Here is a 13,679-nt window from a genome sequence, read left to right as displayed (position 1 = left end):
GGCCCTGCTGCCCCTCGCAACGGGCTTCCCCTTACCGGCGCCCCAGGCGCCCCTCACGCATCCAGGCCAGCAGGATCAGCGCCGCGATCAGCGCGGCCCAGGCAAGGGGCGGCAGCGCCGGGCGGATGCGCAGATCCTGCACCGCAAAGGCCCCGCGCTCCGGCACCCCCAGCCAGCCGCGTCCAAAGGCGGCGCGCCCTTCGCTGATGCGGCGGATCTCGGGATGCCCCCCGCTCAGGCGCTGCACACCGCCTCCCGAGGCTTTCAGCACGGGCTGCAGCGGAGCCTCAGAGGCAATGGTCCCGACGAACTCCCTCGGGGCGGCATGGCCCAGCGCAAAGACCCCGCGGTGATCCCCCTCGCGCATCTGGTACAGGCCGATCTCCGGTGCCTCCCAGAGACCGCGCCAGAGGCCCGGAGAGACTTCGCTCAGGGTCAGGCTTTCGGTGCTGCCATCGGGCTTTGTGATTTCAACCATGCCCGGTGGCGCGCCCAGGGTATGGCGCTCAATCGTGACCGAAAGGCCGCGCGAGGTTGCGGTCAGGGTCTCTTCCTCAAGCTCGGGCTCTTTCATGGTCCAATGGGCCAGGCGGCGCAGCAGTTCAAGTTGCGGACCACCGCCCTCAAATCCGCGCCCCCAGAGCCAGATCTGATCGGACGCCAGCATCCCGACCCGGCCCTCGCCCACACGGTCAAGCACCAGAAGCGGGCGGCCCTCCAGACCCTCCATCACCACCTGCCCCCCAGTGGCGCGCAGGTCAATCTGGCGGAACCAGCGGCCCCAGCCCTCAGGCTGATAGCCCTCATCGAGGCCCATGGTCACCGGATGGCGACGCCCCAGATCGGTCAGCGCCGGGCGGAAGCCATCGCTTAACACCCGGCTGCTCGGCTCGACGGGCAGAACCTCTGCGAGAGGCGAGCGCCAGAGGCTGTCTGCCGTCCCGAATTCCGGCCCGGCTGAGATAAGCACCGCCCCGCCCTCGCGCACATAATCGCGCACGTTTTCAAGGTAGGACATCGGCATGATGCCCCGCCGGCGATAGCGGTCAAAGATGATCAGATCGAATTCGCGGATCTTATCGACGAAAAGCTCCCGCACCGGAAAGGCGATCAGCGAAAGCTCGGAAACCGGCACCCCGTCCTGCTTTTCCGGCGGACGCAGAATGGTGAAATGCACCAGATCGACCGAGGCGTCGGATTTCAACAGGTTGCGCCAGACCCGCTCTCCGGCGTGGGGCTCACCCGATACCAGCAGGACCCGCAGCCGGTCGCGCACGCCGTTGATGCGCAGAACGGCGGCATTGTTGCGATCGGTCAGTTCCCCGTCAGCCATGGCCAGCGAGAGCTGCAGCACATTGATCCCGGCATGGGGCAGTGTCAGCGCAAGCTCCACATCCTCACCCACCGGCAGCTGCATCACCATGGGCGGCTCTGCCCCAAGGCGGACCGTCAACGGGGCCTCGGGCGACAGGCCCGCAGGAACCGCGCCCTGATCCTCAATCCGCAGCACGATCTTCACCGGCTCTCCCATCACGGCGAAGGGCGGCGCGGTTTTAATCACAAGGCGGCGATCCCAGTCCTGTGGCTCTCCGGTCAGCAGCAGATGCAGCGGAGCGGGCAGATCCGGGGCCTGGGCCACATCATGCACCTGCCCGTCCGAGATCACGAAAACCGCAGCCAGCCTGTCGCGGGGAATATCGGCCATGGCCTCAGCGAGATGCGCCATGGCGTAAGTCCCGCCCTCTGCGCCATCCGCGACATCGGGCAGATCGGTGATGCGGCGCATCTCCACCTCAAGCCCCGGAAGCGCCCGGAGGCGGCTTTGTAGCGCCTCAAGCGCGGCCGTGGTCTGACCCGGGCGTTCCGCGATCTGCTGACTGGCGCTGTCATCCACCAGAATCAGCGCGATGTCCGACAGCGCCAGCCGGTCCTCTTCACGCAGCGACGGATTGGCCAGCGCCAGCATCAGTGCCAGAAAGGCAAGCCCGCGCCAGACCGCGCCCGCCATGCGGTGCCAGACCGCCAGCCCCGTCAGCGCCAGCGCCAGCCCCCCCAGAACGGCCAGCAGCCAGAGCGGCAGAAGCGGGTCCCAGATCAGCGCCCGGATCATTGGCCCAGCCTTTCGAGAAGTGCAGGCACATGGACCTGGTCGGATTTATAATTCCCGGTCAGCACATGCATGATGAGATTGACGCCAAAGCGCCAGGCCATCTCGCGCTGCCGCTCTCCGGCAAAGCCGCGGCCCACGGGATAAAGCGGCACGTCGCGAGCGTCGGTCGCCCAGGCTGAGGCCCAGTCATTACCGCCGATCACCACCGGCGTCACCCCGTCATTGAGATTGCGAAAGGGCATGCCCTCGGCGCGTTCGGCATCGGCGGGCGCGGCCTCAACCCAGACGGGGCGGCCTGCGTGACGGCCGGGGAAGTCCTGCAGCAGATAGAAAGTCCGCGTCAGCACATGATCTTCGGCAATCGGCTCCAGCGGCGGGATCTGCAAAGGCCGCGCGATCATCTGCAGGGTGCGACCCTCAGGCGTGGCAGAGCCGAAATCGGCGACATCACCGTCGCGGGTGTCAAAAAGGATCATGCCCCCGGTCTGAAGATACTGGTTCAGCCTCCGGTAAGCCGCAGGAGAAGGCATGGGCGCATCGGCCAGCACCGGCCAGTAGAGGAAGGGGAAAAAGGCCAGTTCATCCGTCTCAGGATCGACGCCGACCGGTGCCCCGGGCTCAATCGTGGTGCGGTTATAAAGCACCTGCCCCAGCCCCCGCAGACCCGCCTCTGAGCGGGCGTCAAGATCGGGATCTCCGGTGCGGATATAGCCCAGAACCACCTCAGAGGTCGCGGCCACCGCGCGGCGGTCGTCGGCGGCGGCCGGATCCTGCGGCATGAAGGGGAGCGCGAGGGCGAGAAGCGCCACCCCCGCGAAGCGGCGCAACCGCCCCGAAAGCCAGAGGCTCGCGGGGATATCCAGCATCAGCGCCGCCAGTGCCGCCAGCAGGAGCCAGCCTTTCAGCGGCTGTGGCGGGAGCGTGGTCACCTCCCCCTCGATGCTCTGCCCGGCAGGCCAGCTTGCGGGGGTGAACCCGCGATCGGCCCCGGTGATATTCAGCGCAAGCTGGCTGCCGGGGGCGGTATAGATCCCCGGTGGCAGTCCCGGCCCGGTCGCCCCCTGCGCCCGCGCGGCGACCAGATCTGCACCGGCCACGGCGGCAAAGGCCGTCCCCTCGCTCAGCCGTCCGAAGCCGTCCATGGCGCGGCGCACCTCAAAAGAGCGGGCCTCAATCCCGCTGGCTGCGGTGCCGGGCGTGGCCGACAGGATCGTCAGCCGCTCAAGCATCTGAACAAAGAGGCCCGAGAGCGGCAGCCCCGACCAGTCGGAATTGGCGGTGACGTGAAAAAGCACCACCTGCCCCGCCCCCCGCATGGCGCGGGTCACAAGGGGGGTGCCATCTGCCAGCATGGCAATGGCCGCCCGCGACAGATCCGGGTCAGGTTCCGCCAGAACCTGCGCCTGAACGGTCACCTCCTCGGGGATGGTCAGACCGTAAAAGGGACTCGCTTCCGGGAAAGGCGCAAGCGCGCGCGGCGCGCCCCAGCTCATCGCACCGCCCACCGTCCGGCCCCCCGCCCGCAGGCGCACCGGCATGAGCGGGTCGCCGGCCTCAAAGGAGGCCGCCGCCAGTTTCGGCCCGGCAAAGCGCAGCAGAAGACCGCCTTTCTCGACAAAACTGAGGAGAGCGGTCTCTTCGTCCGGGGTCACCACGGCCACATCCGGCAGGATCACCACATCCGGCCCGGCGCGCAGCAGATCACTCAGATCCCCCTCGCTCAGATCCGCCGCAGGAGCCAGCGCCTCGCGCAGGTAATGCAGGTGCGAGAGCAGCTGCAGCCCCCCGCGGTCCTCACGCCCGGCGACCAGCGCCACTTTGCGCCGGCGCAGGCTGTCGTCGGCCAGCGCCACGGAGGCGGCACCGCGCTGCCCCTCGATCTCAAAACGGGTGATGCGGTTGCGCAGTTCGGCAGGCAGGGCGAAGCTGACCGGGGTTGAGCGCCCTTCGCCTAAGGTAACGGTCTCACGGGCCAGTTCCCGCGGGGTGCCTGAGGGATCCGGCCCGATGGCCAGCACCGTGACAGAGAGCCCCGGCGCGGCCTCGGCAAGCCGCAGATCCAGCCGGACCATGCCCTCGGCAATCACCGGCGACGACAGCGCGATCAGAGGGCGCGGGCTTTGCCAGACCCGCAGATCCGCCCGCGCACGCAGGGCCGCTGCGAGATCTGCGCGACCCGGCCGGTCAATCCCGTCCGAGAGCCAGAGAACAGAGGCCCCCTCAGGCACCTTCCCGCCAAGCGCCGCGACCTCCGCCCCCCAGTCCCAGGGCGCAGGGGAAAGACCGCCCAGGCGGGCAATCTGGGCATCGGCTGTCTGGAAAACCAGATCGCCGGGCGGCAGATCGCTCAGCGACACCAGGGCCGCCGGACGCCCCTGACGCCCCGCCGCCGCCAGCGCGGCTTCGGCCCGCGCCAGGCGCTGCGGCCAGTCCCGCGCATCGGCATAGGTGCCGTCGATCAGCACCACCAAAGGTCCCTCAGCGGTCTCAGCCGGTTCGGGGTTCAGAACCGGCCCCGCCAGCCCGATAATCAGCGCTGCCAGCGCCAGCATGCGCAGCAGCATCAGCGGCCAGGGCGTGCGCTCTGCCTCAGGTCTGCGGTCGCGCAAGCCTTCAAGAAGCACAATCCCCGGAAAGCGCAGCCGCTGCGGCGCAGGCGGCAGAGCACGCAGCAGCCACCACAGCAGAGGCAGCAGCAGCAGCCCCCAAAGCAGCAGCGGGGTCGTGAAGGCAAGGTTCACCGGCATCCACATCCCTCAGCCCGCCCCCTGTTCCAGCGCGCGGTAAAGCCACAGCAAAGCAGCCGCCGCAGGCGCGCCGGTCGAATGGGCATGAAACTGCCAGCCCGCCGAGCCCGCCAGCGACCCCAGCAGCGCCTGCCGCTCTTCAAGCCGCGCAAGATAGACCCCGCGCAGATCATTGGCCTGAAGCGTCTCATGGCGCAAAGCCCCGCTCATCGATTCAAAGCGGGTCCGCCCGGCGAAGGGGAAAGCCTGCTCAACCGGATCAAGAAGCTGAACCAGAGCGCCGCGCACCCCCTGCCCGGCCGCGCGTTCCAGAAATGCCTGAAGCGGCGCCGGATCGGCGAAGAAATCCGAGATCAGCACCACCCGCCCCCGGGCGGGCAGCGGCCCTGCCGGGGGTGTGCCGTAATCGGCCTCACTGCTCAGCCCCTCAAGGGCTGCAAAAAGACGCGCGCGCTGGACCGGTCCCGCGCCGGGCGGCAGCTCAGGCTCCAGAAGCCCCACCCGCTCATCCCCGCGCAGCAGCAGGATCGACAGCGCCAGTGCCAGCACCCGCGCGACATAAGATTTCGGGGGATGCTGCGCTAAGGCCCCGGCAAAGCCCATGGCCTGCGAGGGGTCGACCCAGATCATCACCGACTGCGCCGACTGCCATTCCGTCTCGCGCACAAAGCTCTGGTCCGAACGGGCAGAGCGGCGCCAGTCGATCCGGCGCATGGCATCGCCCGCCGTGGCAGGGCGAAACTGCCAGAACTCTTCCCCGCGCCCGGCCCGCGACCGGCCATGCCCACCAGTCAGGACCGAGGCCGCCAGCCGCTCAGCCGCAGCCATCAGGGGCGGCAGCGTCGTGGCAAGCCCTTCCGCCGCAGGGCGCAGCGCCTTGCGCTCACTCATGCGGCAGCGGCCTCAGGCAGCAGACGCGCCACGGCCCGGTCGATCAGCGCAGCCGCATCTTCGCCGCGCTGACGGGCGGCGAAGTTCAGCGCCACCCGGTGGATCAGCGCAGGCCGCGCCATGGCGGCCACATCCTCAACCGAAGGGGCAAACCGGCCCTGCATCAGCGCCCGCGCCCGCACCAGCAGCATCAGCGCCTGAGCCGCCCGCGGCCCCGGCCCCCAGGCCAGCGACGCGCTCACCTCCGGCAGAGCATCGGCTTCGCCCGGGCGGCAGCCGCGCACCAGCGAAAGGATCTGATCGACCACCGCTTCGCCCACCGGCATCCGCCGCAGCAGCACCTGCGCGGCCAGAAGACCCGCGCTGTCAAAGACCTGCGCCAGGGGCGCTTCCTCAACCCCGGTGGTGGCCAGCAGCACCGCCCGCTCCGTCGCGCGGTCGGGATAGGGCACATCGATCTGCACAAGAAAGCGGTCGAGCTGCGCCTCGGGCAAAGGATAGGTCCCCTCCTGCTCCAGCGGGTTTTGCGTGGCCAGGACGTGGAAGGGGCTGCCCAGCGCATGATGCACTCCGGCCACCGTCACCTCATGCTCCTGCATGGCCTGCAACAGCGCGGACTGTGTGCGCGGAGAGGCGCGGTTGATCTCATCGGCCAGCAAAAGCTGGCAGAACACCGGGCCGGGAATGAAGCGGAAACTGCGCCGCCCCTCGGCATCAGCCTCCAGCACCTCAGAGCCGAGGATATCTGCGGGCATCAGATCGGGCGTGAACTGCACCCGGCTGCCCTGCAGCCCCATGACCGTGGCGAGACTGTCCACAAGCCGGGTTTTGCCCAGACCTGGCAGACCCACCAGCAGCGCATGACCACCGCAGAGAAGCGCCGCAAAGACCAGATCGACCACCTGATCCTGACCGAGAAAACGCGTTGCCACCGCCGCGCGCGCCTGAGCCAGCTTCTGACCAAGCACTTCAATCTGTTCCGAAAGCTCTGCCGACATGACATTCTCCGCTGGGGTCCCTATATGTCAGTCAATCAAACTTAGCGCCCCGTTACAAATGGCAAACTGGTGATGACTGAGAAACCGCAGACCCCGAATGCCGACAGCCTGATGAAGGCCGCAGGCGACAGCGCCCGCAAAGGCCCGCCGCCGGTGCATTTGTGGAACCCCGATTTCTGCGGCGATCTCGATATGGAGATCAAACGCGACGGCACCTGGTTTTACCTTGGCACCCCCATCGGCCGCCCGGCGATGGTGAAGCTTTTTTCCTCCATCCTGAAGCTCGAGGACGGCAAGTATTTCCTCGTCACCCCGGTGGAGAAAGTCGGCATCCGGGTCGAAGACGCGCCCTTCGTCGCAGTGGATTTCCGCATCGAGGACCCCGGCCCCGATCAGCGGCTGACCTTTGTGACCCATGTTGAGGATGAGGTGACCGCCGGTCCCGACCACCCGATCCGCGTCACCCGCGATCCCGAAAGCGGCGAGCCTGCCCCCTATGTGATGGTGCGCCGCGGGCTTGAGGCAAGGATCGACCGCAAAAGCTTTTACCGCCTCATTGATCTGGGGGAACATGCCGATCACGAGGGCAGCCGCTGGTTCGGCATCCGCTCGGGCGGGGTGTTCTTCCCGATTATCCCCTCCGCAGAGCTTGAGGGCTGAGCCGCTGACGCGAGGTTCCCCGTGACAGCCCGCAGCCTCTCGCGCAACCTGCCCGCCGGAGGACCCGCCATGACCAGCCATTACCCCCTGCTCTCTCAGCCGATCACCCTCAGCGGCGTGCCTTTGCGCAACCGCGTGCTGATGGGATCGATGCACACCGGACTTGAAGAAACCGGCGACTGGAACCGCGTGGCCGAGTTCTACGCCACCCGCGCGCGTGGCGGTGTCGGGCTGATGGTCACGGGGGGCATGGCCCCCAACCGCGAAGGCGGGGTCTTTCCGGGCGCGGCGGGGCTCTTCACCGAAGAGGACATCGCAAACCACCGCATCGTCACCGACCGGGTGCATGAGGCCGGGGGCCGCATCGCCATGCAGATCCTGCATGCGGGCCGCTATGCCTATGGCAAAGGCTGCGTCTCGGCCTCGGCGGTGAAATCCCCGATTTCGCCTTTCACCCCCCTTGAGCTGGATGAAGCAGGGATCGAAAAGCAGATCTCTGACATTGTCACAGCGGCAGTCCGCGCCCGGGCCGCGGGCTATGACGGCGTCGAGGTCATGGGATCCGAGGGCTATTTCCTCAACCAGTTCATCACGCGCCATACCAATCGCAGAACCGACGACTGGGGCGGCGCCTATGAAAACCGCATCCGCCTGCCGGTTGAGGTGGTGCGCCGCGTGCGTGAGGCCGTGGGCCCCGATTTCATCGTCATCTACCGCATTTCGCTGATCGACCTCGTCCCCAATGGCTCAACCTGGCCCGAGGTGGTGCAACTGGCCAAAGCCGTCGAGGTCGCGGGCGCATCGGTGCTCAACACCGGCATCGGCTGGCATGAGGCGCGGGTGCCGACCATTGCCACTTCGGTGCCGCGCCGCGCCTTCTCCTGGCTGACGGCCAGACTGCGCCCTGAGGTCTCGATCCCGGTCATCGCCTCCAACCGCATCAATACCCCCGATGTGGCCGAAGCGATCCTCGCAGACGGTGAGGCCGATATGATCTCCATGGCGCGGCCCTTCCTTGCCGATCCGGATTTCGTCGCTAAGGCGCAAAGCGGTCGGGCGGCGGAAATCGCGCCCTGCATCGGCTGCAACCAGGCCTGCCTTGACCATACCTTCTCAGGCCGCCTCACCTCCTGCCTCGTGAACCCGCGCGCCTGCCATGAGACGGAACTGACCTACTCCCCCGCGCCCACCCCGCGCCGCATCGCCGTGGTGGGCGCAGGTCCCGCCGGACTGACCGCCGCCATCACCTCAGCCACCCGCGGCCATCAGGTTACCCTCTTTGAGCGCGGCACAGAGATCGGCGGACAGCTGAACCTTGCCCGCAAAATCCCCGGCAAGGAGGAGTTCCACGGCCTCGTCGACTGGTTTTCGACCATGGTAAACACGTCAGGGGTTGATCTGCGCCTGAACACCGAGGCCACGCCGGAGGCGCTGACAGACTTTGATGAGGTCGTGATCGCTACCGGCATCACCCCCCGCGATCCGGGCATCCCCACGGAAGATGGCGCCCGCGTTCTGGGCTATGTCGATCTGCTGAAGGGCGCGGCTGCGGGCCCACGTGTGGTCATCGCAGGCGCTGGCGGCATCGGCTTTGACGTGGCCGAATATCTCACCCATCAGGGCGAAAGCCCGAGCCTGAATATCGGTCTCTGGAATGAGGAATGGGGCGTGGGCGATCCGTCTGAAACTCCGGGCGGCCTTGCGCCCCAAGGCCCGCAGCCGCGCCCCCCGGCGCGACAGGTCGCCCTCGTCCAGCGCAAAGCCGAAAAACCCGGCCGCCACCTTGGCAAAACCACCGGCTGGATCCACCGCACGGCCCTCGCCATGAAGGGCGTCACAATGCGCGGCGGTATGAGCTACAGCCGCATCACCCGCGATGGCCTTGAGGTGATCTCCCGTGAGGGACCGGAACTGCTCGCCGCCGATACCGTCATCCTCTGCACCGGACAGGAGCCTCTGCGCGATCTCGCCGATCGGCTGATCGCGCAGGGCCGCAGCCCCCATGTCATTGGCGGGGCGGATGTCGCCGGAGAGCTTGACGCCAAACGCGCCATCGATCAGGCCGCCCGCCTCGCCGCCACCCTCTGAAGGCTCAGACGGGAGATCGGGGTGGGATCGGGAGGGGCGCCGCCCCTCCCGACGGGGTGCGGGGCAGCGCCCCGCCTCCCCCGCTCGTCTTATTCCGCCTTCGCCAGCATGCGCCCCAGCACGCGGCCTCCGGCGATATGCACATGAAGATGCGGCACTTCCTGCACGCCCGCCTCACCGCCGTTCGACACCAGACGATAGCCCAGACCGCCCCGATCGGGGCAAAGACCCATCTCTTCACAGACCTTCCCGATCGCGCGGGTGTAATCCACGATCTCCGCATCCGAGGCCGCACGGGCAAAATGATCCGCGTTCACGTAAGGACCCTTCGGGATCACCAGAACATGCACCGGAGCCTGGGGGGCGATGTCATGGAATGCCAGGCTGTGCTCAGTCTCCAGCACCTTTTTGCAGGGAATTTCACCGCGCAGAATGCGGGCGAAGATATTACTGGTGTCATAGCTGTAAGACGTCATCTGATCCTCCGCGATCAGTCTTGGAAAAGCGTGCCATCGCCGAGGATCTCCCGGGCCTGAGCCTCAGAGATGCCAAGGAAACGCGCAAGCGGCAAGAGGTTGGCACCTGGCTCAGCCGATTGCCAGACCCGCTCATAACCCGGCAATCCCGCGTCGCGCAGCCGCTCAGCCTCAAAGATCATGTCATGGCGCAGGGTGGGCAAAAGCCCGGCCATCACCTCCGGGGGCGTATGTTCCCCCGCCAGCCCCACCCGTAAGGCATGGCCGCGCAGATACGCATCCGAGAAATCGCAGACGATATCCAAAAGCCGGATCTCGCTGCGGTCGGCATAAAAGTCCCGGATCAGATCAAAGCTCTCAGGGTCCAGACAGATCATCATCCGGTCTGAGCGGAAACTCTCGGACAGAAGCTTCAAAAGCGCGCGGCGATGCCGCATCCGCTTGTCCGGCGTGGACTCTATCCCCCCCAGATCCGGCAGCGGGCAATTGTCCTCATTGAAGAGATAGTCCACCCCCTCGATCCCGGCCATTTCCCGCGCCCGCGCCACCAGACGCTTAGCGATATGCCATTTTTTGCACACCACGATCAGAAGCACCCGGTCGCGGCCAAGACTGGTCCCGGCTTCCCAGGCGCGGGGGGCATAGCGCCGCCCCAGCCTGCCGCGGCCTGCCTGAAACTGATAAAGCCGCCGCCCCTCACCCGAGACCGGAAACGCCATGCCGGTGGCGGTATAAAGACTGCCGAGCTGCTCTTTCAGCCGCCGGGCATCGACGGAGAGTTTGCGCGCAAAGAGATAATCCTGCGCCAGCAACAGATCATAGTGATCGTCATAAAAGGTCACCGGCATGCCATAGTCGGTGAACATCAGAAAGGTCAGCGTGCGCGAGCGGATCTCAGATCCCGGGACCAGATGGCGCACAAGGGTCTGAAAAAACGTCTCATCGGGGATCCATGTGGTGCGGAAAAACCGCGTCACATCCGGGCGCGCGGCCACGAACTGCAGAAGTTTCTCAACCGTCAGCCGGCGCAGACACCACCACTGACTGCCGATCATGATCTGCAGATCCTCAGGGATCTTCCGCGCCAGCCCCAGCTTTTTCTGCCACTCCAGCGAGCGGTAGAACCAGGCCTTCCGCCCCCGCTCATTAAACCAGTGGCGATAGATCAGACGCTCTTCGCGGATACCGGTCTTGATCCAGTCCGAAGCAAAGAAATCAAAGCTTTCAATGTAATCAACGCTTTCGCCGTCCAAAAGCGCATGGGCATATTCGGCGGATTTGATCGACATGCAGTCACCCGACAGCATGTAGAAATGCGTGGCGCGGGGAAAAGCCGGGACGGCGGCATAAAGCGCCTCAAGCGTGGCCTGCACAAGGCTCCACTCCCCCCAGCCGCATCTGATCCGCCGCTGCGCAAAGACCACCGAAGGATTGCCGGCCAGCGCCGTGCGGATCGCCTCATAATCGGCCTTTGACGCGCGGGCGTCAAAATGGATGGCCATAAAATCCCCCGCGGCCGTCAGCCGTCCCGCCTGATCGATCACGCCCTGCGGGTCTTTGTGGCACAGCAAAATATAAGCGATTTTAGCCATCTGCGGTTCTGATTGCCTTGTCCCTGCCACCTTCCTGTCTAATGATGACGCACGAAGATTGAAAAGACTTTGTCAGCGGCACACCAGGCCTCGGGTCCGCAGCGAGCGCGGAGCCGCATTGAGATTGAGGGCGATTGCATGGGGTTTCCGGGAACCTGGATGACGGAAAGCGGCAGCGTGATTTACCGCGTCGTGCCGAAATGCGCCTGCTCGACCATCGGGCAGATCATGTATTACTCCGATCATGGCCGCTTCTTCGACGGCGACATCCACGACAGCACCACGGGTCTGCACAAATGGGCCCAGGAGGGCGGCCAGAGCGCCATCACCGCCGCGGTCCAAAGCCACAGCGCCCCGACCTTCACCTGTGTGCGCAATCCCTATGCCCGCATTCTTTCAAGCTTTTTTGACAAGATCTGCGGCATTCAGCGCAACGGGCGGCGCTATCGCGGCAATCTGGTGCCGCTGCTGATCCAGAAATACGGCATCGAGGTCGGCGGGGACGACGGCAGGCAGGAATTTGATCAGATCGCCAGTTTCCGGCGCTTTCTGCTCTTTGCGCGCGACACCATCCGCTTTCGCAAACCCATGGAACCCGACATTCACTGGTCGGCCATGTCGGGCCATATCTCGACCTTCATCGTCAATGGCGGGCGGTACGACCACATCTTCCCGACTGAGACTTTTAATGAGGGGATGCAGAAGGTGCTGGACCGGATCGACAGCCCCCATCCCGTCGATCTCGCGGCGATTCCGAAATTCAACGAATCGGAAGGCCACGGGCCCAAACGCGCCCATCCGGTCAGCGCTTATTTCGATGATCTGTCGCGCCACCTGATGTGGGAGATCTACCGCAAAGATTTTCAGCTCTTCCGCTATGACTTTGACAACCCGGACAATAAATTCCCCAAGGGCCCGGTAGATCTGGAAGAGGTGCATCTGAAACTCGGCCCCCGCGCCGGAAAGGGCTGAGCGTCAAAGCCTCTTCCCCTTGGCAAATCGTCGCGCTAAGCCCTGCGCATGAGCACTCTGTCCGAGATCTATGCGGCCCGTGCCGCCGAAGGCACCCTGCGCCCTGACCCGGCGCAGAAGGCCGTTCTGCCCGCCCTTGAAGCCCTGCGCCGCTGGCTCGAAGCCAATCCGCCGCAGCCGAAGGGTTTCCTGAGCGGCCTCTTCCGCAAAGCCGCACCAAAGCCCCCGAAGGGTCTTTACGTCTGGGGCGGCGTCGGGCGCGGGAAATCCATGCTGATGGATCTCTTTGTCGAGAACACCGCCATCACCGCCAAGCGGCGCATCCATTTCCATGCCTTCATGCAGGAAATCCATCATGCCATGCATGAGGTGCGCAAAACCGGTGTTGAGGATGCCCTTGCCCCGGTTGCGGCGAAGGTTGCCTCTGAACTGCGCCTGCTGGCCTTTGATGAGATGCAGATCACCGACATCACCGATGCGATGATCGTCGGACGGCTTTTCAAGCTGCTGAGCGAGGCGGGTGTGGTGATTGTCACCACCTCAAACCGCATCCCGGAAGATCTTTATAAAAACGGGCTGAACCGGGCGCTGTTTTTGCCCTTCATCGCCTGGATCAATGAGAATTTCGACGTTCACCACCTCGAAAGCCCGAATGATTACCGCCAGCACCGCCTGGCCGGGGCGCAGGTCTATTTCTCGCCTGATGATGCCGCCGCGCGGGCGGCTTTGCAGGGCTATTGGGATGATCTGACCGGAGGCGCTGCCGGTGAGCCCATGGCGCTGCAGGTCAACGGGCGTGAACTCACGCTTGAGCGTGTGGCCAGCGGGGTCGCCTTTTCGTCCTTCGATGCGCTTTGCAAGCAGCCGCTGGGCCCGGGGGATTACCTCGCCATCGCAGAGGCCGTGCGGGTGCTGATCGTGACGGGCATCCCGCGCCTGTCACCGGCCAATAACAATGAGGCCAAGCGATTTGTGACCCTGGTCGACGCGCTTTATGAGGCGAAAGTGCGCCTCATCGCTTCAGCCGCCGATATCCCGGAAAAGCTTTACGAAGAAGGCGCCGGGGCCTTTGAGTTTGAGCGCACCGCCTCGCGCCTGCGCGAGATGCAGGATGCCTCCTGGGGCGCTGAGGCTGAGTGAGAAAA

At 65.6% G+C, this 13,679-nt stretch carries 10 protein-coding genes; 4 read left to right on the top strand and 6 right to left on the bottom strand.

From position 1 onward, the window contains the following. Positions 1-31: 31 nt before the first annotated feature. Genes EP867_RS05260 through EP867_RS05245 form a run of 4 tightly spaced genes read right to left on the bottom strand, consistent with a single transcriptional unit; the run spans position 32 to position 6,746 of the window. Positions 32-2,110: a hypothetical protein gene (locus EP867_RS05260; RefSeq protein WP_128487148.1), complete on the bottom strand. Its 2,079-nt coding sequence runs from the start codon at positions 2,108-2,110 to the stop codon at positions 32-34. After that, positions 2,107-4,863, bottom strand: coding sequence for a DUF4159 domain-containing protein (locus EP867_RS05255; protein ID WP_128487147.1), 2,757 nt, complete (start codon positions 4,861-4,863; stop codon positions 2,107-2,109). The genes EP867_RS05260 and EP867_RS05255 overlap by 4 nt, the downstream gene beginning before the upstream one ends. A 3-nt stretch (positions 4,864-4,866) precedes the next feature. Then, positions 4,867-5,748 (bottom strand): DUF58 domain-containing protein, encoded by an 882-nt coding sequence (locus tag EP867_RS05250; protein ID WP_128487146.1) that lies wholly within the window; start codon positions 5,746-5,748, stop codon positions 4,867-4,869. Continuing rightward, complete coding sequence (locus EP867_RS05245; protein WP_128487145.1) at positions 5,745-6,746, bottom strand: AAA family ATPase; 1,002 nt, start codon at positions 6,744-6,746, stop codon at positions 5,745-5,747. The genes EP867_RS05250 and EP867_RS05245 overlap by 4 nt, the downstream gene beginning before the upstream one ends. A 72-nt stretch (positions 6,747-6,818) precedes the next feature. Here EP867_RS05245 and EP867_RS05240 point away from each other — a divergent pair, with 72 nt between their 5' ends. Together EP867_RS05240 and EP867_RS05235 are read left to right on the top strand one after the other, a co-directional pair. Beyond that, complete coding sequence (locus tag EP867_RS05240; protein WP_128487144.1) at positions 6,819-7,406, top strand: DUF1285 domain-containing protein; 588 nt, start codon at positions 6,819-6,821, stop codon at positions 7,404-7,406. A 69-nt stretch (positions 7,407-7,475) separates the two neighbouring features. Next, entirely contained in the window at positions 7,476-9,494 is a 2,019-nt protein-coding gene (locus EP867_RS05235) for an oxidoreductase (protein ID WP_128487143.1), read from the top strand. Between the two features lie 89 nt (positions 9,495-9,583). Here the strand turns inward: EP867_RS05235 and EP867_RS05230 are convergent, their stop codons facing one another. Together EP867_RS05230 and EP867_RS05225 are read right to left on the bottom strand one after the other, a co-directional pair. Beyond that, positions 9,584-9,970: a histidine triad nucleotide-binding protein gene (locus EP867_RS05230; protein WP_128487142.1), complete on the bottom strand. Its 387-nt coding sequence runs from the start codon at positions 9,968-9,970 to the stop codon at positions 9,584-9,586. A 14-nt stretch (positions 9,971-9,984) separates the two neighbouring features. Continuing rightward, positions 9,985-11,562, bottom strand: coding sequence for a DUF5928 domain-containing protein (locus tag EP867_RS05225; protein WP_128487141.1), 1,578 nt, complete (start codon positions 11,560-11,562; stop codon positions 9,985-9,987). 138 nt (positions 11,563-11,700) lie between these two features. On the opposite strand from EP867_RS05225, the gene EP867_RS05220 reads away from it, so the two are divergent. Beyond that, the gene (locus tag EP867_RS05220; protein ID WP_128487140.1) at positions 11,701-12,534 is read left to right on the top strand and encodes a sulfotransferase family protein; all 834 of its coding nucleotides are present in this window, start codon (positions 11,701-11,703) and stop codon (positions 12,532-12,534) included. 48 nt (positions 12,535-12,582) lie between these two features. Then, on the top strand, positions 12,583-13,674 hold the full coding sequence (gene zapE, locus EP867_RS05215; RefSeq protein ID WP_128487139.1) for a cell division protein ZapE: 1,092 nt from the start codon (positions 12,583-12,585) through the stop codon (positions 13,672-13,674). The last annotated feature ends 5 nt before the right edge of the window (positions 13,675-13,679 follow it).

The organism is Falsigemmobacter intermedius (assembly GCF_004054105.1).
Taxonomy (GTDB): domain Bacteria; phylum Pseudomonadota; class Alphaproteobacteria; order Rhodobacterales; family Rhodobacteraceae; genus Wagnerdoeblera; species Wagnerdoeblera intermedia.
Note: the sequence above shows the minus strand (reverse complement) of the source record. Positions and strands in the feature narration are given on the sequence as shown.